At 61.2% G+C, this 18,365-nt stretch carries 17 protein-coding genes; all 17 read right to left on the bottom strand.

Annotated features, from left to right (window positions below; genetic code table 11):
* The 17 genes from SIAM614_RS01225 to SIAM614_RS01145 all read right to left on the bottom strand — a co-directional run bounded on the left by SIAM614_RS01225 (window position 1) and on the right by SIAM614_RS01145 (window position 18,285).
* A complete protein-coding gene (locus SIAM614_RS01225) occupies window positions 1-1,155 on the bottom strand; it encodes an acyl-CoA dehydrogenase family protein (RefSeq protein ID WP_006931404.1) in 1,155 nt (384 codons plus the stop codon).
* The gene (locus SIAM614_RS01220; protein ID WP_006931403.1) at window positions 1,155-1,955 is read right to left on the bottom strand and encodes an enoyl-CoA hydratase family protein; all 801 of its coding nucleotides are present in this window, start codon (window positions 1,953-1,955) and stop codon (window positions 1,155-1,157) included. The genes SIAM614_RS01225 and SIAM614_RS01220 overlap by 1 nt, the downstream gene beginning before the upstream one ends.
* Window positions 1,945-2,427, bottom strand: a complete 483-nt coding sequence (locus tag SIAM614_RS01215; RefSeq protein WP_006931402.1) for a MarR family winged helix-turn-helix transcriptional regulator — start codon at window positions 2,425-2,427, stop codon at window positions 1,945-1,947. The genes SIAM614_RS01220 and SIAM614_RS01215 overlap by 11 nt, the downstream gene beginning before the upstream one ends.
* Complete coding sequence (locus tag SIAM614_RS01210) at window positions 2,427-3,170, bottom strand: SDR family NAD(P)-dependent oxidoreductase (RefSeq protein WP_006931400.1); 744 nt, start codon at window positions 3,168-3,170, stop codon at window positions 2,427-2,429. Before SIAM614_RS01210 ends, SIAM614_RS01215 begins: the two co-directional genes overlap by 1 nt.
* Window positions 3,167-5,461, bottom strand: coding sequence for a bifunctional salicylyl-CoA 5-hydroxylase/oxidoreductase (locus SIAM614_RS01205; RefSeq protein ID WP_006931397.1), 2,295 nt, complete (start codon window positions 5,459-5,461; stop codon window positions 3,167-3,169). Before SIAM614_RS01205 ends, SIAM614_RS01210 begins: the two co-directional genes overlap by 4 nt.
* A 152-nt stretch (window positions 5,462-5,613) precedes the next feature.
* On the bottom strand, window positions 5,614-6,603 hold the full coding sequence (locus SIAM614_RS01200; protein WP_006931394.1) for a LacI family DNA-binding transcriptional regulator: 990 nt from the start codon (window positions 6,601-6,603) through the stop codon (window positions 5,614-5,616).
* An 80-nt stretch (window positions 6,604-6,683) separates the two neighbouring features.
* A complete protein-coding gene (rbsK, locus tag SIAM614_RS01195; protein WP_006931392.1) occupies window positions 6,684-7,610 on the bottom strand; it encodes a ribokinase in 927 nt (308 codons plus the stop codon).
* Window positions 7,607-8,017, bottom strand: a complete 411-nt coding sequence (rbsD, locus tag SIAM614_RS01190) for a D-ribose pyranase (RefSeq protein ID WP_006931391.1) — start codon at window positions 8,015-8,017, stop codon at window positions 7,607-7,609. Before rbsD ends, rbsK begins: the two co-directional genes overlap by 4 nt.
* Window positions 8,014-9,012 (bottom strand): ABC transporter permease, encoded by a 999-nt coding sequence (locus tag SIAM614_RS01185; protein WP_006931390.1) that lies wholly within the window; start codon window positions 9,010-9,012, stop codon window positions 8,014-8,016. Before SIAM614_RS01185 ends, rbsD begins: the two co-directional genes overlap by 4 nt.
* Window positions 9,009-10,577 carry a sugar ABC transporter ATP-binding protein gene (locus SIAM614_RS01180; RefSeq protein ID WP_006931389.1) on the bottom strand — a complete coding sequence of 523 codons (1,569 nt, stop codon included), beginning with the start codon at window positions 10,575-10,577 and terminating at the stop codon, window positions 9,009-9,011. Before SIAM614_RS01180 ends, SIAM614_RS01185 begins: the two co-directional genes overlap by 4 nt.
* A gap of 78 nt (window positions 10,578-10,655) precedes the next feature.
* Window positions 10,656-11,576: a sugar ABC transporter substrate-binding protein gene (locus SIAM614_RS01175; RefSeq protein WP_040438718.1), complete on the bottom strand. Its 921-nt coding sequence runs from the start codon at window positions 11,574-11,576 to the stop codon at window positions 10,656-10,658.
* 524 nt (window positions 11,577-12,100) lie between these two features.
* Complete coding sequence (locus tag SIAM614_RS01170) at window positions 12,101-12,490, bottom strand: GFA family protein (protein ID WP_006931387.1); 390 nt, start codon at window positions 12,488-12,490, stop codon at window positions 12,101-12,103.
* An 85-nt stretch (window positions 12,491-12,575) separates the two neighbouring features.
* The gene (locus SIAM614_RS01165; RefSeq protein ID WP_006931386.1) at window positions 12,576-13,316 is read right to left on the bottom strand and encodes an SDR family oxidoreductase; all 741 of its coding nucleotides are present in this window, start codon (window positions 13,314-13,316) and stop codon (window positions 12,576-12,578) included.
* Window positions 13,317-13,440: 124 nt separating this feature from the next.
* On the bottom strand, window positions 13,441-14,895 hold the full coding sequence (locus SIAM614_RS01160) for an aldehyde dehydrogenase family protein (RefSeq protein WP_006931385.1): 1,455 nt from the start codon (window positions 14,893-14,895) through the stop codon (window positions 13,441-13,443).
* An 11-nt stretch (window positions 14,896-14,906) separates the two neighbouring features.
* Window positions 14,907-16,511, bottom strand: a complete 1,605-nt coding sequence (locus SIAM614_RS01155) for an ABC transporter ATP-binding protein (RefSeq protein ID WP_006931384.1) — start codon at window positions 16,509-16,511, stop codon at window positions 14,907-14,909.
* Window positions 16,508-17,338 (bottom strand): ABC transporter permease, encoded by an 831-nt coding sequence (locus tag SIAM614_RS01150; RefSeq protein WP_006931383.1) that lies wholly within the window; start codon window positions 17,336-17,338, stop codon window positions 16,508-16,510. Before SIAM614_RS01150 ends, SIAM614_RS01155 begins: the two co-directional genes overlap by 4 nt.
* Window positions 17,338-18,285, bottom strand: coding sequence for an ABC transporter permease (locus tag SIAM614_RS01145; protein WP_006931382.1), 948 nt, complete (start codon window positions 18,283-18,285; stop codon window positions 17,338-17,340). Before SIAM614_RS01145 ends, SIAM614_RS01150 begins: the two co-directional genes overlap by 1 nt.
* Window positions 18,286-18,365 lie beyond the last annotated feature (80 nt).

Here is an 18,365-nt window from a genome sequence, read left to right as displayed (position 1 = left end):
TCAGTCTCCCTGAAAGGCGCCAAGGGTCTGGCGCGCGATGATGATTTTCTGGACGTCCGACGCACCCTCGTAGATGCGTAGGGCACGGATTTCACGGTAGAGCTTTTCGACCTGCGTGCCCGAACGGACGCCGTCGCCGCCGTGAAGCTGCACGGCCTTGTCGATGACTTTCTGCGCCTGATCGGTGGCAAAGAGTTTCGCCATGGCAGCTTCGCGCGTCACGCGAGGAGCGCCGCTATCCTTGGTCCAGGCAGCGCGATAAATCAGAAGGGCTGCGGCATCGACATCGAGCGCCATGTCAGCGATATGCCCCTGCACCAGTTGCAGATCGAACAGAGGCGAGCCCTGGATTTCACGCGTCGTGACCCGGGAAAGCGCCTCGTCCAGCGCCCGGCGGGCAAAGCCCAGGGCAGCGGCGGCGACTGTCGAGCGGAAGATATCCAGAACCGACATGGCAATTCTGAAGCCTGCACCCGGCGTGCTGATCATGTTCTTCTTGGGAACGCGGCAGCCGGTGAAACGCAGCGTGGCAAGCGGATGGGGCGCGATTGTTTCCAGTCGTTCGACGACCTCGAAACCCTTAAGGTCTGGCGTCACGATGAAAGCGGACAGGCCCTTTGCGCCGGGTGCTTCGCCGGTTCTTGCAAAGAGCGTATAGACATCGGCGATACCGCCGTTGGAAATCCAGGTCTTTTCGCCGTCGAGCACATAGGCATCGCCATCGTCGGTGGCGGTCATGGTCGAGTTTGCAACGTCCGAGCCGGATTGAGGTTCGGTCAAGGCGAAGGCGGAGATCGCCTTGCCGCTGCGCGTGAGCGGCAGCCACTCGGCTTTCTGTTCGTCCGTGCCGAACAGGGAGATGGCGCCGGTGCCAAGGCCCTGCATGGCGAAGGCAAAGTCGGCAAGACCATCATGACGGGCCAGCGTTTCGCGGATGAGGCAGAGGCTGCGCACATCCAGCTTGCCATCCGGCGCGCCGCTATGCTTCAAAAACCCTGCGTCGCCCAGGGCCGTCACCAGATGACGGCAGGCTGCGTCCGTATCCGTGTGATCGACATCAGCCAGATGTGCACCTGCCCATATCTCCAAATCCTCGGCAAGTTTCCAGTGCTGGTCTTCGAAGAACGGCCAGCGGAGAAAAGATTTATCCGACATCAATCGCCCTCGAACACCGGCTTTTCTTTCTTGACGAAAGCTTCGTAAGCCCTGCGGAAGTCATTGCCCTGCATGCAGATTGCCTGGGCCTGTGCTTCCGCTTCGATGGCCTGATCCAGCCCCATGGACCATTCCTGTGCCAGCATGGTCTTGGTCATGGAATTGGCGAAGGTCGGACCGGAAACAATGCGGCCGGCCATATCCATGGCTGCCTGGTCCAGCTCATCCGCCGGGACCACCGCATTGAAGAACCCCCAGGCATGACCTTCCTCGGCCTTCATCGAACGGCCGAGATAAAGCAGCTCCGCCGCCCGGCCCTGGCCGATGATCCGTGGCAGGATCGCGCAGGCGCCCATGTCGCAACCGGCAAGGCCGACCCTGTTGAACAGGAAGGCAACCTTGGCCTCCGGTGTCGCAACACGCAGATCGGAGGCCATGGCCATGATCGCACCGGCGCCGGCACAGATGCCGTCCACCGCCGAAATGATCGGCTTGCCGCAATTGAGCATGGCTTTCACCAGATCGCCCGTCATGCGGGTGAAGGCCAAGAGCTCCTTCATGTTCATTTTCGTCAGCGGGCCGATGATGTCGTGCACATCACCGCCGGAGCTGAAGTTGCCTCCGTTCGGCAGGATCACCACTACATGAACATCGTCTGCATAAACGAGATCCCGGAACCAGTCGCGCAATTCGGCGTAGCTTTCGAAGGTAAGCGGGTTCTTTCGTTCCGGCCGGTCGAGCGCGATGCGCGCAATGCCGTTCGCGATCTCACATTTGAAATGCGTCACGTCACTTCGCATTGCCACTCTCCTCTTGGCTTTGACGTTTCAGGACCAGATCGAGCCGGCTCGAAAGCGCAGCGATATCTTCCGCTGCCCAGCCTTCGAGCAGTTCGTCGATCCAGGTTTCATGATTGGCGGCCAGTTCCTCGAAGGCGGCTTTGCCCTTGGGCGTCAGCCGGGCCACCTGGGCTCGCCGGTCACCCGGAACGGCAACGCGCAGAACCAGGCCATCTTCAGTCAGCTTGTCGACGATGCCGGTGACATTGCCGTTTGACACCTTCAGAAACGTCGACAATTCCGACATTTTCAGGCCATCGGGAAAGCGGGCCAACGCGGACATGACGTCGAACCGCGGCAGCGTCGTGCCATGCTGGTCACGCAGGTTCCGGCGGATCTCGGCCTCAATGCCATTGACGGATTTCAAAAGCTTTAGCCACAGACGCAGGCGCGTCTTGGACAAGGCTTCCTGTTTTGCTGCAGTTTCCGCCATCACAGTTCCCCTCCCGAAAGTGTCAGCGCGTGACCGTTTACGGACACAGCGCCATCAGAACACAGATAGAGAGCGGCTTCGGCAACTTCCGAAACCTGGATGAACCGTCCCTGTGGATTATCCGCTTTCAGGCTGTCCGCCGCAGCTTCCCGGCTCATGCCGGTCTTTTCGACGATCGTGTCGATGGAGCGCTGCAACAGAGGTGTCTCGATGAAGCCCGGGCAAATGGCATTGACCGTGATGCCGGTTCTGGCCAGCTCGCGTGCCAGAGAGCGTGTCAGACCGACAACCGCGTGTTTGGCGGCGCTATAGGCGCTCACATAGGGATAACCGCGCAGACCGGCGGTGGAGGCAATCGCGATCATCCGGCCCCACCCGTTTGCCTTCATGTCTGGCAGGACTGCCTGCCAGACATTGGACACGCCGAAGAGATTGACCGCCAGCATGGCCTGAAAATCTTCCGCCGTGGTACGGGCAAAAGGCTTGCTGCTGGCAGCCCCGGCGTTGGCGATCACCACATCCACCGGGCCGTTCATCTGCCGGGCTGCGTCGACGGCTGCCTGAACGGCCTGCGCGTCGGTGACATCGCAGACCTGATAGGGCAGCTTCTGCTCAGCCAGGCTTGCTTCCGTCCTGCCGAAAATGGTGATCTTCGCGCCTTTGTCGGCGAAGAGGTGGGCACAAGCGGCACCGACGCCGCTTCCGCCACCGGTCACGAGGATATGGCGGCCTTCGACGCTCATACCTTCAGCATCTCCGCTTCCCGGTCGGCCAGACGCCACATCTGGTCGCGGCCGGCAAGATAGGGCAGCGGCCAATCCGTGGCGTTGCGGTCACCGATCTTGGCAGCCTCATGCAGCGTCCAGTAGGGATCCGCCAGATGCGGACGGCCGACGGCCACAAGATCCGCACGGCCTGCCATCAGGATCGAGTTGGCGTGGTCTGCCTCATAGATGTTGCCGACAGCCATGGTCGGCAGCCCGCCTTCGTTGCGGATGCGGTCGGAGAACGGCGTCTGGAACATGCGGCCATAGACCGGACGTGCCTTCGGCGTTGTCTGACCGGCGGAAACGTCGACCAGATCGACACCGGCAGCCCGGAAGCGGCGGGCGATCTCGACCGCGTCGTCCGGCGTGATGCCTTCCTCGCCCACCCAGTCGCAGGCGGAAATGCGCACCGACATCGGCTTGTGCTCGGGCCAGACGGCCCGCATGGCATTGAAGACTTCCAGCGGCCAGCGCATCCGGTTGTCCAGCGATCCGCCGTATTCATCCGTCCGGGCGTTGGAAACCGGCGAAATGAACGACGACAGCAGATAGCCGTGGGCGGCATGCAGCTCGATCATGTCGAAGCCGGCCCGCTCGGCCATTTCTGCAGCAGAGACGAACTGAGCCTTGATCTCGTCCATCTCGGCCAGCGTGATTTCGCGCGGCACCGCGTTGCCCTCCGACCAGGGAATGGCGGATGCGGAAACAAGGTCCCAGTTGCCGTCATGAAGAGGCTTGTCCATGCCTTCCCAGCCAATCCGCGTTGAGCCCTTCCGGCCGGAATGGCCGATCTGGCAACAGATCTTGGCGTCGGTTTCGGCATGCACGAAATCGGTCAGCCGTTTCCAGGCCGCCTCGTGTTCGGGCGCATAGAGCCCCGGGCAACCCGGTGTGATCCGGCCTTCGGCGCTGACGCAGGTCATCTCGACAAAGACGAGACCTGCACCGCCCTTGGCACGCTCGGCGTAATGGACCATGTGCCAGTCGGTCGGTGCGCCATCAACGGCCTTGTACTGGGCCATCGGCGAGACGACGATGCGGTTCTTCAGCTCCATTTCACGCAGCTTGAACGGCGTGAACATCGGTGCACGCACAGGCGAGTTCGGCGACACGCCCGCCTGACTCATGAACCAGCGTTCGGCAGACTCCAGCCACTTCGGGTCGCGCAGCCGCAGGTTTTCGTGGCTGATGCGCTGGGACCGGGTCAACATGGAGTAGTTGAACTGGACCGGATCGAGATGGAGATACCGCTCGACATGCTCGAACCATTCCAGCGAGTTGCGTGCTGCCGACTGGAGGCGAAGCACTTCCAGTCGCCGGTCTTCCTCGTAACGCTTGAAGGCAGCGGCCATGTCCGGCTCGGTATGCAGATATTCCGCTAGAGCGATCGCCGATTCAAAAGCAAGTTTGGTGCCGGAACCGATGGAGAAATGCGCGGTTGCGGCGGCATCGCCAAGCAGCACCACATTCTCATGGCTCCACTTCTCGCAAAGGACGCGCGGGAACCGGATCCAGGCGGAGCCCCGGATGTGTTTGGCATTGGTCATCAGCGGATGGCCGCCAAGGTGATCCTTGAAGATCTCCTCGCAGGTCCGGATGCTTTCTTCCTGGCTCATCTGGCCGAAGCCGAAAGCATCGAAGGTTTCCTGCGTGCATTCGACGATGAAGGTCGCCGTCTCGTCGTCGAACTGGTAGGCGTGCGCCCAGACCCAGCCGTGCTCGGTTTCCTCGAAGATGAAGGTGAAGGCGTCAGCAAATTTCTGATGTGTTCCGAGCCAGACAAACTGGCACAGGCGCTGGTCGATATCCGGCTTGAAGGTGTCCTGATAGAGAGTCCGGGTCTTGGAATTCAGACCGTCGCTGGCAACCACAAGATCGTAGTCCTTGCGGTAGTCCTCGGCGCTGTCGACCTCGGTTTCGAATTTCAGGTTGATGCCGAGCTCGCGGGCGCGCTCCTGAAGGAGCAGCAGCAATTTCATGCGACCGATGCCGCAGAAACCATGCCCGGTGGAGACAAGACGCTCTCCGCGCATATGCAGGGCGATGTCGTCCCAATAGGCGAAGTTCTCACCGATGGCCTTGGCACTCACGGGGTCGTTGACGGCAAGATTCTGCAAGGTCTCGTCGGACAACACCACGCCCCAGCCGAACGTATCGTCGGCGCGGTTGCGCTCGATCACGTCGATCTCGTGGGACGGGTCTCGCAGTTTCATCGAGATGGCGAAATAGAGACCGGCAGGTCCTCCGCCCAGACAAGCAATCCGCATACGAAACTCCCCTGCTGTGGTATGCTTCAGCGAACCACAGGGACGTATTTATTTCAAGCCTAAAATTTCAAGCTTGAAATAAATAAATGCAACGATCTTCAGTCCGGCTATCGGGTCTGGCAACCCTGCGGTCTGGTCGCATCGATCGCCTGTCAGGAGGCTGAGACCTTCCCTGTCGATTCCCGCACCACGATCTCCCCGGCGATGGCTTCGTCGGCTGCCGCTTCACCCGCAAAGATCCGTTCAACCGCACATTTTGCCAGTTGCTCGATGGGCTGACGCAAGGTGGTGAGACGCGGGACGACGAGAGCTGCCAGTGCGATGTCATCGAACCCGGTGACGGACAGATCCGCCGGAATGGCAATCTTCAGGTCGCGGGCGCAGCGCAGGACGCCGATGGCCTGCTGGTCGCTGGCAGCGGCAATGGCGGTGGGGCGGGTCTCGCTTGAGGTGTCTTTCAGGATTTCCCGGCCGATGTCCTCGCCGCTGTCGTAATCGAAATGGCCTTCGTGAACAGTGAGCGTGATCGGATCATCCGGTGTCGACAGGGCCCTGATCCGGGCAACGAAGCCCTCCTGCCTCTGGCGCGCGACTTCCATGGATTGCGGGCCGGCGATATAGGCGATCCGGCGATGGCCGAGGCCGACGAGATGATCGGCAATCTTCGCCGAACCGTCAAAATGATCGGTCGCGACAAGCGGATAGGGTCCGAACCGGCGGTCGAGAGAGACAATCGGGACATCGGCCTTGTGTGTCTGGCCGCCATCGGATGTCGCCACGACGATAACCCCGCACACGGCCCTGTCGAGCAGAGCCGTGATCTGCGTCTGCTCGGCATCCGCATCATCATGAGAGTTGGCCAACATCACGGAGTGGCCCCGTTTTGCGGCTTCCATTTCGATGTTCTTGGCAAGTTGGGAAAAGAACGGGTTGGTGATATCCGGCACCACAAGGCCGATCACGTCGATGCTGTTGGTGCGCAGAGCCCGGGCGGCAAGGTTGGGTTTGTAGTCCAGCTCCCGCATCGCCGCGAGCACGCGTTCCTTCAGCGGCTGCTTGACCGTTTCATTTTTCGACAGAACGCGCGAGACAGTACCAACGGACACACCGGCTTTGCGTGCAACGTCTTTGATTGTTGGCATGTCTTGCGTGTCTCCCCGCGCCCCAGGCGATGCCTTCCTTGAACCACTCCTCGATGACAGGATCAAGCAATTGAATTCATTCAGGCGATCCGCTGGACGGGGAATGCCTCCAACTCGTCCAGACGCGGCAGTGAAGCAGCCGCTCCCTTGCGGGTGGTCGCCAGGGCTGCCGCCTGCATGGCGAATGCAATTGCCTCTTCTATCGGCTTGTTTATAGCCATCCAGGCGGCAAATGCGCCATTGAAACAATCGCCGGCGGCAACCGTATCGATGCTGTGCACCTTCGGGGCCGGCAAGGCGCCCGAGCTGCCGTCGACGGACCAGGCCACACCGTCCGCCCCCATGGTGACGATGGCACCGCGCAAACCGAGATTCTGCAAGGCACCGGCTGCCTCGCGCGCCTCTGCCAGCGATCGAGGTTCAGTTCCCAAAAGGCCACCAGCCTCGCCCGCGTTTGGCGTCAGAATGTCGAAGGCAGTCAGCACGTCAGTGGGCCAGGCCGGCTCTGGTGCGGGTGCTGGGTCCATGATCACCAGCGCGCCAGCCTCGCGGGCTAGCCGCGCGGCTGCCAGCGATGTTTCCAGGCTGATTTCGTTCTGAAGCAGCAGCACACGGCTTTGGCGGAGGATATCTGCATATTTTGAAACCGCATCCGGCGACAACCGGCCGTTGGCCCCGGCGGAAAGTCGGATAACGTTCTGCCCGTCCGGGCCGACATCGATGAACGCGAGACCGGTTGCCGTTTCCGGCATTTCCTCCAGCAGGGTCGCAACCCCTTCAGGCCGCAGAGCTGCTGCGGCTTCCGCACCAAAACCATCTTTGCCGACGGACCCGATGAAATTGACATCTGCGCCCAACCGGGCGGCGGCGACGGCCTGATTTGCCCCTTTCCCGCCCAGCGAGGTGACGGTTTCGCGAACGGAGATGGTCTCACCGATCTTCGGCCAGCGGTCGAGATAGCTGGTGAGGTCGATATTGATGCTGCCGACAACGGTAACGGACGTCAAAACGCAACTCCGCTGATAAGAATGATGTTGGCGTAGGGGGTAACCTCGCCGGTGCGGATCACGGCCCTGGCCTTTTGCGTCCGGTGCTTGAAAGCCTCGTGCGACAGCCTTGAAACGGTGATCTCCTTGCCTGTTTCCGACGCCCAGAAATCCACTTCGCGCTGCATCAGGGAAGAAAGTTCGTCAGATGCTTCCTCAGCCCAGACGGCCCCTTCGATCACGAGTTCGGATTGCAGCGCGGCAAGCAATTCCCGGAAGGTGGGCACGCCAGGCGTGACCGCCAGATCAATGACACTCACCCCGGCAGGCACGGGCAGGCCTGCATCGGCAACCACGATTTCGTCCATATGCCCGAGAGAGGCAACAAGCGCACTCAGGTGGCGGTTCAACAGGGCTGTGCGTTTCATTTGGCGGCGTACTTTGCACGGTAGTAGTCGAGGATGACGGCAACGATGATGACGACGCCGGTGATCATCTGGCGCATGAAGTCGCTGAGGCCGATCAGGATGAGACCGTTTGCGAGAACACCGATGATGAAGGCGCCCAGCAGCGTGCCGATGACAGATCCCCGCCCGCCGCTGAGGCTGGTGCCCCCGATGATGACGGCGGCAATGGCGTTGAGTTCAAAGCCGATACCGGCAATCGGGCTGGAGATATTGAGACGCGCCATATAGACGACGGCGGCAATACCGGCCGTCAGACCGCAGATGGTGAAGGCCGCAATCTTGTAGCGGGCCACCGAATGACCGGCGAGCCGGACGGCTTCCTCGTTGTTGCCGATGCCGTAGATCAAGCGGCCGAAGACCGTGAAATTCAGCACGAACCAGGCGATGAACACCAGAACCAGCGCCACCAGGAACACCACCGGCACGCCGTAGATCATGGCGGATCCGAATTCCTCGAAGGCGAACGGGAAAGAATAGATCGTCTGAGCTTCGGACACCTGCAGTGCCGCGCCGCGGGCAATGTTCAACATGCCGAGCGTGATGATGAAGGACGGCAGCGACCAGTAGGCGCTGATGGCACCGTTCAGAAAGCCGCAGAAGACGCCGGTCAGCGTGGCCGCGACAACAGCAAGCGCGATGGCTTCCGCCGGGCCGAAGCCGGGCAATGTAATCGCCTTGCCGGCAACAACAGCAGCAAAGGCCATCACAGACCCGACGGACAGATCGATGCCGCCGATCAGGATCACGAACGTCATGCCGACGGCCAGTACCAGATTGATGGTGATCTGGGTCAGGATGTTGGTGATGTTGTTCGGCGTCAGAAAGTGCTCGGTGAAGAGCGAGAAAAAGACGATCAGCGCCAAGAGGGCCAGACCGATCCCGGCATTGTGCAGCACCGTCCGGATGGAGAACTTCGGCGCTGCGGCAGCCGTTTCACTCAAGGTTTCGGTTGTCATTTGTCGTTTTCCCCGGCGCCCGGCGTTTGCCCGTAGGCCAGTTTCAGGATGTTTTCTTCAGAGAAATCCGGGCGTTTCACTTCGCCCTGGATCTCATGTTCGGCAAGCACCAGAATGCGGTCGGCCAGCGTCATCAGCTCCGGCATTTCCGAAGAGACCACAAGCAGAGCCACACCTTCGCGGGCAAGGTCCTTCAGGATGGCGTAGATTTCCGCCTTGGCGCCAACGTCGACACCGCGTGTCGGCTCGTCGAGCAGCAGAACCTTCGGATTGCGCGCCAGCCATTTGGCCAGAACAACCTTTTGCTGGTTGCCGCCGGACAGGCTTGAGGCGGGGTCCGAGGTGCGGCCGTATTTGAGGGTGAGCCGGGCAGCGCTTGCAACGGCCTGGCGCGTTTCCTCCGCCAGCTTCAATAGCCCAGAACGGGAAACGGACCCCATGTTCGCCAGCGAGATATTCGCAGCAATGGGCATTCCCAGAATGAGGCCTTCGTCCTTGCGGTCTTCGGTGACAAATCCGATCCCGGCAGCGATGGCATCGCGCGGGCCCTTGAAACGCACTTCCGCACCATCGCGAAAGATCTTGCCGGATTGCGGCGGATCGATGCCGAAGATGCCGCGCAGGATCTCCGTGCGGCCAGCGCCGACGAGTCCGGAGATCCCGACGATCTCGCCGTAGCGCAGGTCAAGCGAAACTCCGGTGGATCCGGGATTTGCGGCGGTCACAAGGTTCTCCAGCCGCAGCGCACTTTCGCCCAGGGCATGGCGATCGGGGTGTTCTTCCTGCTCGGCTGCCAGTTTGCGCCCCACCATCCGCTGCACTACCCCTTCCGGGGTGGTCTCGCTGATGAGATCGGTCGCAATGGTCTTGCCGTTTCGAAACACCGTGACCCGGTCGCAAATGGCGAAGACTTCATCGAGATGGTGGGAGACGAAGACAACGGTGACGCCGTCTGCCTTGATGCCGGCGACGATGTCGAACAGACGCTTGGTCTCGCGTTCCGTCAGGGTTGCTGTCGGTTCGTCCAGGATCAGGATCCGGCTTTTAGACTGAAGCGCCCGGGCAATTTCGACAAGCTGGCGATGGGCAATCCCGAGAGAGCGCACCGGCGCGGTGACGTCCACATCCGTCAGGCCGATTGCATCCAGGGCCTTGCGGGCACGCCGGTTCATTTCCTTGCGGTCCAGAAGACCGAAGCTGTTCTTCGGCAATTGCTCGATGGAGATGTTTTCGGCGATGGTGAGATGTTCCAGCAGGTTGAATTCCTGATGAACCACCTGGACGCCGTGATCCTTGGCGTCATGCGGGCTCAAAGGCCGATACGCCTCACCCGCCAGGACAATCTGCCCGGCATCGTAGGGAAACACGCCGGAAAGGATCTTGATGAGGGTCGATTTTCCCGCGCCGTTTTCCCCAACGAGCGCATGGACCTCGCCTTCATCAAGCGAAAAGCTGACCCCGTCCAGCGCCTTGACGCCACCGAAATGCTTCTTCAGACCCTCGACCGTCAGGAAAGCCCGGTCCGGTGCAGCGGCGGGCGCTGCGGCAAGCGATGCTGCTGCCATGGTGCGTCCAGTCGTTTTTTTGATGGATAAACAGCTCCCGCCCTAAAGCTGACCGGGCGGGAGCGTTCTTGAGACTGCTTACTTCGCAGTCACCAATTCGATCGGGGTCTTGACCCAGCCCTGAAGCTGTTCACCGGTCGAAACGACGTCGAGCGCCATGTCGATGGCATTGGCCGCCATGTCGGTGCCGAACTGATCGACGGTTGCCAGCATCCGGCCGTCTTCGATCATCGGACCGACAGCGGGAATATTGTCGAAACCGACCACTTCGATGTCGGTGCGGCCAGCGCTTTCCAGGGCCTTCACAACGCCGATGGCCATGGAATCATTGGCTGCCATCACGCCCTGAATGTCGGGATGAGCCGTCAGCATGGTGGCGAAGACCTGGTTGGCTTCTTCGGTTTCCCAATGCGCGGTCCGGCTGTCGAGCAGGTCGAGCTTGTATTCGGCAACGGAATCTTCAAAGCCCAGACGGCGCTGCGTGGCGTTGTCCGCACCCGGGTTGCCTTCGATGATGACGACGTTGCCGCCCTCGCCCAGCTTCTTGCCGAGAGCGTCGCCGGCAAGCTTGGCGCCGCCCCGGTTGTCCGGTCCGACGAAGGCCAGCTCAACGCCCTGCTGTTTCTTGGCTTCTTCATCAAGCGCCACGTCGAAGTTCACCACGACGATACCGGCTTCCATCGCCTTTTTCAGCGGACGGACCATGGCGCGGCTGTCGGCAGGCGCAACCACGATGGCGTCGACGCCCTGCGTGATGAAGTTCTCGACCGCATTGATCTGGGATTCAAAGTCGGTCTCGTTCTGCATGCCAACGGCCTTGAGCTCATAGTCGCCACGGCGCTTCTGATGCTCTTCTGCACCCACCATCATGTTCTGAAAGAACTCGTTGGCCAACGATTTCATGATCAGGCCAACCACCGGCTTGTCATCAGCGAGAGCGGTTCCACCGAGCAAAGCGAGGCCTGTCGCTGCCGCAACAGCGATTTTCAATAACTTCATGATTTTCCTCCCAAAAAGGCTGCACCTCTCACGCCATTCCAAGGGCGCTATCAGGCTCGATAATTGAAAGCACGGTCGAAATGGGACGTCAATATGAAACGTTTCATTTTTTTGAATGCATTCATTTCATGCGTAAAATTAGCAAGCGATTTCAGCGTCTTTCGCCTGAATTTAAACGTGAGAAAAATTTGTCTGAGAGCGTTCCGGCGGCACTAAAGAGGATCGAATCCGGTGCTCCCGCATCCCGCCGAACACGTGAGACGCAGTCATTCACGGATGCATAAACTGGAAATCATAATGCGCGAAAGTTACAGGCTTCGTCGTTTCAAAGGGTGTTACCCAGGACAAGCGCACCCCGGATCTGCGCCTGCTCACTATCCAACCAGCACCAAGCCCGGGTTTGATCGCGTCAGTATTTCTTGAAAACTCGGCCGCTCTGAAAATGCGTAGACACCCGGTCTCGCGATGCTCGCCCGGGTAGACACCGGAGGGCTGCGCGGAAGTCTTTGAACCTGGAGCGCGCCCTACTCCTCGCGGCCCTCGTTTTCCCTGTCACGCTCGTAGTGTCGGGAAATCGGAAACTCCGGCAACCAGGCTTCGCGGCGGACGGTCCAGAGTTCATAGGTCGGCGTCAACTGATCAGGGGCATCGAGCGCACCCAGATGCAGTTCCATTTCGTCGCCGGACTGGGAAAAGACCGACGAGCCGCAGCGCGGGCAGAAAGACCGCCCCTGATAAGCCTCTGTCTGGCCTTCAACCGTTACGGCATCCTGCGGAAACACAGCCGAGGCGTGAAACAAAGCCCCGTGATGCTTGCGGCAGTCGAGACAATGGCAAAGGCCGACCCGATACGGTTCGCCCTCTGCCACAAACCTGACGTTTCCGCACAGGCAGCCTCCGGTGTATCGCTTCATGATATTGTCTTCCTTCAGCCGTCTCGATGTCGCGCAAGTCTGTTGGGACATGCCGATACAGGATCCGGCCGAGGCTGATCAATCCTCAGATGCAGCGACCGCCGTCGACTTCCATCGCAACGCCCGTGATCATGCCTGCCTCGTCCGAGCACAGGAAACAGGCGGCGTTGCCCATGTCTTCGGGCGTGGAAAAGCGGCCGATGGGAATGGTGGACAGGAACTTGGCCCGTATTTCAGGCGTGTCTTCCCCCATGAAGCTTTTCAGGAGCGGCGTCTCGCCGGCCACTGGGCAGATTGCGTTCACCCGAACACCCGAAGGAGCCAGTTCCACGGCCATTGTCTTCGTCGCGGTGATCATCCACCCCTTGGAGGCGTTGTACCAGTTGAGCCGCGGACGCGGGCTGAGGCCTGCGGTGGAGGCAACATTCAGGATTGCGCCCTTGCCGGCTTCCGTCATGGCCGGAACGAAGTGCTTGGCCGTCAGATAGACCGACTTGCAATTGACCGCCATCACCCGGTCAAACTCTTCTTCGGTGACCTCCTGCATCGGCTTCGGCAGATGCGTGATGCCTGCATTGTTGACCAGAATGTCAACGCTGCCGAGAAGAGACGAGGCAACGTCGGCCATGTGGCTGACACTGTCGTTGCTGGAGACGTCCGCCTTGATGGCCAGACCGCCGACTTCAGCGGCAATTTCCTCGGCAAGCTCCAGGTTCAGGTCGGCGACCATCACCTTGGCGCCTTCTGCCGCGAACTTGCGCACGATCCCAGCGCCAAAGCCCGAGGCCCCGCCCGTGACAATCGCCTTCTTTCCTTCAAGTCTCATGCAAACCTCCCGATCTTGGTTCCATGCTCTCCAGCGTCATCCCGGCCAAGCGAAACGCGAGCCGGGACCGGGGAGCTACATTCGATTGTTCTTTTGGCGCAACGAACCGGAGCATCCCGGCCCATTACCCGTGAAACGCTGCCACGGTCTTCAGCGTGGTGAAGCCGTAGAGTGCCTCGAAGCCTTTTTCCCGGCCGTGGCCGGATTTGCCCATGCCGCCGAACGGCAGTTCGACACCGCCACCGGCACCGTAGTTGTTGATGAAGACCTGGCCGGTGCGGATCTTCCTGGCGAGCCGCATCTGGCGCGCTCCGTCGCGGGTCCAAAGGCTCGCGACGAGGCCGTAGTCCGTGCCATTGGCAATGGCGATGGCTTCGTCCTCGTCGTCAAAGGGAATGATCACCTGCACCGGACCGAAGATCTCATCCCGCGCCAGCACGTGGCCGGGTGAAACGCCGGCAAAGAGGGTCGGGCAGACGTAGTTTCCGCCGTCCGGAGCGTCCTGCAGGGCACCTTCCGCCACCTTTTGAAGATCTGCGCCCCGGTCCAGAAAACTCGAGACGATGCCCTTCTGCTTTGACGAGATCAGCGGCCCGACATCAAGATCGTTGAGTGCCGGTCCGACCTTCAGCGCCCCATAGCGAGCCGCCATGCGTTCGGTCACCTGGTCCAGGACAGACTTGTGCACCAGTATGCGTGAGGACGCCGAGCAGGTCTGCCCGGCGTTCTGAATGCCCGCATTCACAAGGAACGGCAGGGCAGCGTCGAGATCGGCATCCTCGAACACAAGCTGAGGCGACTTGCCGCCGAGTTCCAGCGTGACCGGCACAACATTTCTTGCCGCTGCCATCTGCACCTGAACGCCGGTCGCGACCGACCCGGTGAAGGAGATGTGGTGGACGCGCGGATGAGCCGTCAGGGCTGCACCGGCTTCGGCCCCGAGCCCCGGAACCACATTCAACGCCCCTTCCGGCAGACCGGCCTGACGGGCGAGATCCGCAAAGGCGAGCGCTGTCAGGCAGGCATCTTCCGCCGGTTTCAGCACACAGGCATTGCCCGTTGCCAAGGCTGCGCCGACAGATCGGCCGATGATCTGCATCGGGTAATTCCACGGCACGATATGTCCCGTGACGCCATGCGGTTCGCGCAAGGTGTAGACCGTGTAGCCGTCGAGATACGGAATGGTTTCGCCGTGAAGCTTGTCGGCTGCCCCGCCATAAAATTCCAGATAGCGGGCAAGTGCGACGGCATCGGCGCGTGCCTGTTTCAGCGGCTTGCCGACGTCGATGGATTCGATCCGCGCCAGATGGTCGACCTTTTCCAGCACCAGTTCGCGCAGGCGAAACAGAAACCGGCCGCGTTCGGCAGCGTTTGTCCGGCCCCACTCCCCCGCCATGGCAGCTTCCGCCGCCTCGACCGCAGCTTCAATATCCTCCGCCCCGCCGCGGGCAATCGCCCCGATGCGTGCACCGGTCGACGGATCGTTCAGCGGCAGTTCGCCGCCTCCCACAGGGGCCACCCATTTTCCGCCGATCAGGCACTTGGCCGGATCGAACCAAAGGTCCAGTTCCTGTGTCATGAGCTTCTCCCTCAAGCGATACCGGCCGGCAGAACCGGCGCGGCGGCAACAAGTTGTTGTGTGTATGGGTGGCTGGGCCGGTCGAAGACGGTGTTCGTCGGACCTTCCTCAACGATCTTGCCGGATTTCATCACCAGCACCCGGTCGGTGATCGAGCGGACCACGCTGAGATCGTGGCTGATGAAGAGGTATGTCAGGCCAAATCTTCCGGCCAGGTCCGCCAGAAGATCCAGCACCTGGGCACGGACGGACACATCCAGCGCCGAGACCGCTTCGTCCAGAATGATCAGGTCGGGCTTGATGATGAGGGCGCGCGCGATCGCGATGCGCTGCCGCTGGCCGCCGGAAAATTCGTGAATGTACTTTTGGGCATCGGCCGCGCTCAATCCGACGCTTTCAAGAGCTTCGGCAATGGCCCTGTCGCGCTCGGCCCCCTTGGGCGGGTTAGCAAGCAGATGGAACGGTTCGGTGATCAGCCTGTCCACCTTCCAGCGCGGATTGAAGCTGCCATAGGGATCCTGGAACACCACCTGCATGCGCCGGCGCACGATCTGGTTGGCATGGTGATGGGTGAAGACCGGCAGGCCGTCGAACAGGATCTCGCCGCCCTGCACCTCCTCAAGGCCGAGGATCGCCCGCGTAAGCGTGGATTTTCCGCAACCGGATTCGCCGACAAGACCAAGGCTTTCGCCTTTGCGGATCTCGAAGCTGACACCGTCAACGGCTCGAAACTGCGTGGTCTTGCCCCACCAGCCATGTGTGTGCCCGGTATAATCGCGCACGACTTCGCGCACCTGCAGCAGAGGCAGGTCCAGCACCTCCTGGCGGCGTTCCGGCACATGGGCCGAGGCTTCCAGCAGTGCGCGCGAATAAGGGTGTTGCAGATTGCCGAAGAGCGCTTTCGCCGGGCCGCTTTCGACCACCTCGCCCTGGCGCATGATAACCAGATCGTCGGCAAGATCGGCCACGACGGCGAGATCGTGACTGATCAGCACCAGGCCCATGCCGCCCTCGGCGACAAGACGCTTCAGAAGATCCAGGATCTGTGCCTGGGTGGTGACATCCAGCGCCGTGGTCGGTTCATCGGCAATCAGGAGTTTGGGCCGCAGCGCAATCGCCATGGCGATGACCACCCTCTGCCGCTGACCGCCGGAGAGTTCGTGCGGATACCGGCTGAGCGGGAACCGCTCCTGCGGCAGCTCCGCCCGGCGCAGGGCATCGGCTGCCCGCACCATCGCTTCGGCTTTCGAAACACGCTCGTGGATCAGGATCGTCTCGGCTACCTGATCGCCAATGGTCTTCAGCGGGTTGAGCGCGGTCATGGGCTCCTGGAAGACCATGCCGACGTCCCTCCCGCGCAGACCGCATAATTCGGCCTCGCTGAGCGAAAGGATGTCCTTGCCGGACAGGGTGATCGACCCAGTGCAGGACGCACCTCCCGGCAACAGTTGCAGCACGGAAAAGGCCGTGATCGACTTGCCCGAGCCGCTCTCGCCGATGACGCCCAGAATGCGGCCCGGCGCCACGTCCATGGAAACGTTCTTCAGGATCGGCAGCCCATGAATGGAAAGCGACAGGTCCTGTATCGAAAGGAGGCCGGTTTCGGAGCGGCTCATGTGCGGGCTCTCCTGAGTTTCGGGTCGAGACTGTCACGCAGGCCATCGCCCAGCAGGTTCAGACCGAGGACAGTCAACAGGATGGCAAGGCCCGGAAACAGCGCCAGATGGGGCGCAAGCGATATCATTGTCTGGCTGTCGGCCAGCATACGGCCCCAACTTGCAGTGGGAGGCTGCGCGCCAAGACCGACATAGCTGAGGCCGGCCTCGGCCAGAATGCCGAGTGAGAACTGGATCGTGCCCTGAACGATCAGGAGATTGGCGACGTTGGGCAGGATATGTTCCAGCGAGATGCGCGCCGAGCCCTTGCCCGCCACCCGAGCTGCCAGAATGTACTCCCGGTTCCAGAGCGACAGTGCAGCGCCTCGCGTCAGGCGCGCGAACACCGGGATGTTGAAGATGCCGATGGCAATGATGGCGTTGAGCGCCGATGCACCGAAGACGGCGGTGATCATGACCGCGATCAGAAGGCTCGGGAACGCAAATACCAGGTCATTGGCGCGCATGATGATCTCGTCCATCAGACCACCTTTTCTGGCAGCAGCGGCAAGACCAAGCGGGACACCGACGGCCATGCCGATGCCGACGGCCACCAGCGCAACGGCGATGGAGGTGCGCGCGCCCACCATGATCATGCTGAGAATATCCCGCCCGAACTGATCGGTGCCGAAGGGATGCAGCCAGCTTGGCGGCTTCATCCGGTTGGCGATATCCACCACCGTCGTGTCATACGGCACCCAAACGAGGCTGATCAGCGCGGCAGCCGTGAACAGAAGCGTCAAAACGGCGCCCGGAAGCAGGGTGCGGCTGTGGAACAGGAGGCTCATCAACGGCGCCTCCGCAATCTCGGATCGACCCAAGCATAGGCCATGTCGACGGTAAAGTTGACGACGATCACTGCAAACACCAGCAGCATCACGACGCTTTCGACCACGATCAGATCGCGCGCGCTGATTGACTGGAAGACCAGTCTGCCGAGCCCCGGCAGGAAGAAGACGTTCTCAATGATGATGGCCCCCGCCAGCAGGAAGGAGAATTGCAGCCCGAGGATGGTCAGCACTGGAATGAGCGCGTTGCGCACTGCATGGCGCCAGAGCGCCTGCCCTTTGCTGAGCCCCTTGGCCCGGGCCGTGCGGATGAAATCCTCTCCCAGCGTGTCGAGCAGGCTGGAGCGCATGACCCGTGTCAGAATGCTTGCCTGTGGCAGCGCGAGTGCAATGGCCGGCAGGGTCAGCGCCTTCAGGGCCACGAAGAAGCCAGCGTCCCAGCCCGGAAACCCGCCGGCGGAAAACCAGCGCAGATTGATGGCGAAGACCAGCACCATCAGCATCGCGAACCAGAAATTGGGAATGGCAATGCCGAGCTGAGTGACACCCATGACGGCGCCATCGGCATGGGAGCCCCGGCGCGAGGCAGCCCAAATGCCGGCCGGAAAGGCAATCAACGTGCTCAGGACCAGGGCATAAAGCGCCAGCGGCAAGGACACCCAGAGCCGGTCGGCAATCATGCCGGCGACCGGCGTTCGGTAGGTGTAAGACGTTCCGAAATCGCCGACGAGAAGCCCCCCGGCCCAGGTTGCGTAGCGCTCAAAAAGACTGCCGCCGAGGCCCAGCTCCTGTCGCAGCGCGGCCAGCGTGTCTTCTTGAGCGTTGAGGCCAAGCATGTAGGATGCCGGGTCACCGGGCACCACTTCAAGAGCCAGGAAGATCACCACCGACGCAGCCACGAGGCTGAGCCCCAGAGACAGAAGGCGTTTCAGGAAATATTGCAGCATGAACGCGTCGCGTGCCTATCGGCAGTCAGATACCGTCAAAAGGAAAGGAGGGATGAAAGATGCCCGCACACCCGGCGCGG

This window comes from Roseibium aggregatum IAM 12614 (assembly GCF_000168975.1).
GTDB classification, from domain to species: Bacteria; Pseudomonadota; Alphaproteobacteria; order Rhizobiales; family Stappiaceae; genus Roseibium; species Roseibium aggregatum.
This window is presented reverse-complemented; position numbering and strand designations above follow the sequence as displayed.

Excerpts from the sequence above, each read along its gene's own strand:
- SIAM614_RS01225 (WP_006931404.1), bottom strand. The coding sequence starts at position 1,155 with ATGTCGGATAAATCTTTTCTCCGCTGGCCGTTCTTCGAAGACCAGCAC.
- SIAM614_RS01220 (WP_006931403.1), bottom strand. The coding sequence starts at position 1,955 with ATGCGAAGTGACGTGACGCATTTCAAATGTGAGATCGCGAACGGCATT.
- SIAM614_RS01215 (WP_006931402.1), bottom strand. The coding sequence starts at position 2,427 with ATGGCGGAAACTGCAGCAAAACAGGAAGCCTTGTCCAAGACGCGCCTG.
- SIAM614_RS01210 (WP_006931400.1), bottom strand. The coding sequence starts at position 3,170 with ATGAGCGTCGAAGGCCGCCATATCCTCGTGACCGGTGGCGGAAGCGGC.
- SIAM614_RS01205 (WP_006931397.1), bottom strand. The coding sequence starts at position 5,461 with ATGCGGATTGCTTGTCTGGGCGGAGGACCTGCCGGTCTCTATTTCGCC.
- SIAM614_RS01200 (WP_006931394.1), bottom strand. The coding sequence starts at position 6,603 with ATGCCAACAATCAAAGACGTTGCACGCAAAGCCGGTGTGTCCGTTGGT.
- rbsD (WP_006931391.1), bottom strand. The coding sequence starts at position 8,017 with ATGAAACGCACAGCCCTGTTGAACCGCCACCTGAGTGCGCTTGTTGCC.
- SIAM614_RS01185 (WP_006931390.1), bottom strand. The coding sequence starts at position 9,012 with ATGACAACCGAAACCTTGAGTGAAACGGCTGCCGCAGCGCCGAAGTTC.
- SIAM614_RS01180 (WP_006931389.1), bottom strand. The coding sequence starts at position 10,577 with ATGGCAGCAGCATCGCTTGCCGCAGCGCCCGCCGCTGCACCGGACCGG.
- SIAM614_RS01175 (WP_040438718.1), bottom strand. The coding sequence starts at position 11,576 with ATGAAGTTATTGAAAATCGCTGTTGCGGCAGCGACAGGCCTCGCTTTG.
- SIAM614_RS01170 (WP_006931387.1), bottom strand. The coding sequence starts at position 12,490 with ATGAAGCGATACACCGGAGGCTGCCTGTGCGGAAACGTCAGGTTTGTG.
- SIAM614_RS01165 (WP_006931386.1), bottom strand. The coding sequence starts at position 13,316 with ATGAGACTTGAAGGAAAGAAGGCGATTGTCACGGGCGGGGCCTCGGGC.
- SIAM614_RS01160 (WP_006931385.1), bottom strand. The coding sequence starts at position 14,895 with ATGACACAGGAACTGGACCTTTGGTTCGATCCGGCCAAGTGCCTGATC.
- SIAM614_RS01155 (WP_006931384.1), bottom strand. The coding sequence starts at position 16,511 with ATGAGCCGCTCCGAAACCGGCCTCCTTTCGATACAGGACCTGTCGCTT.
- SIAM614_RS01150 (WP_006931383.1), bottom strand. The coding sequence starts at position 17,338 with ATGAGCCTCCTGTTCCACAGCCGCACCCTGCTTCCGGGCGCCGTTTTG.
- SIAM614_RS01145 (WP_006931382.1), bottom strand. The coding sequence starts at position 18,285 with ATGCTGCAATATTTCCTGAAACGCCTTCTGTCTCTGGGGCTCAGCCTC.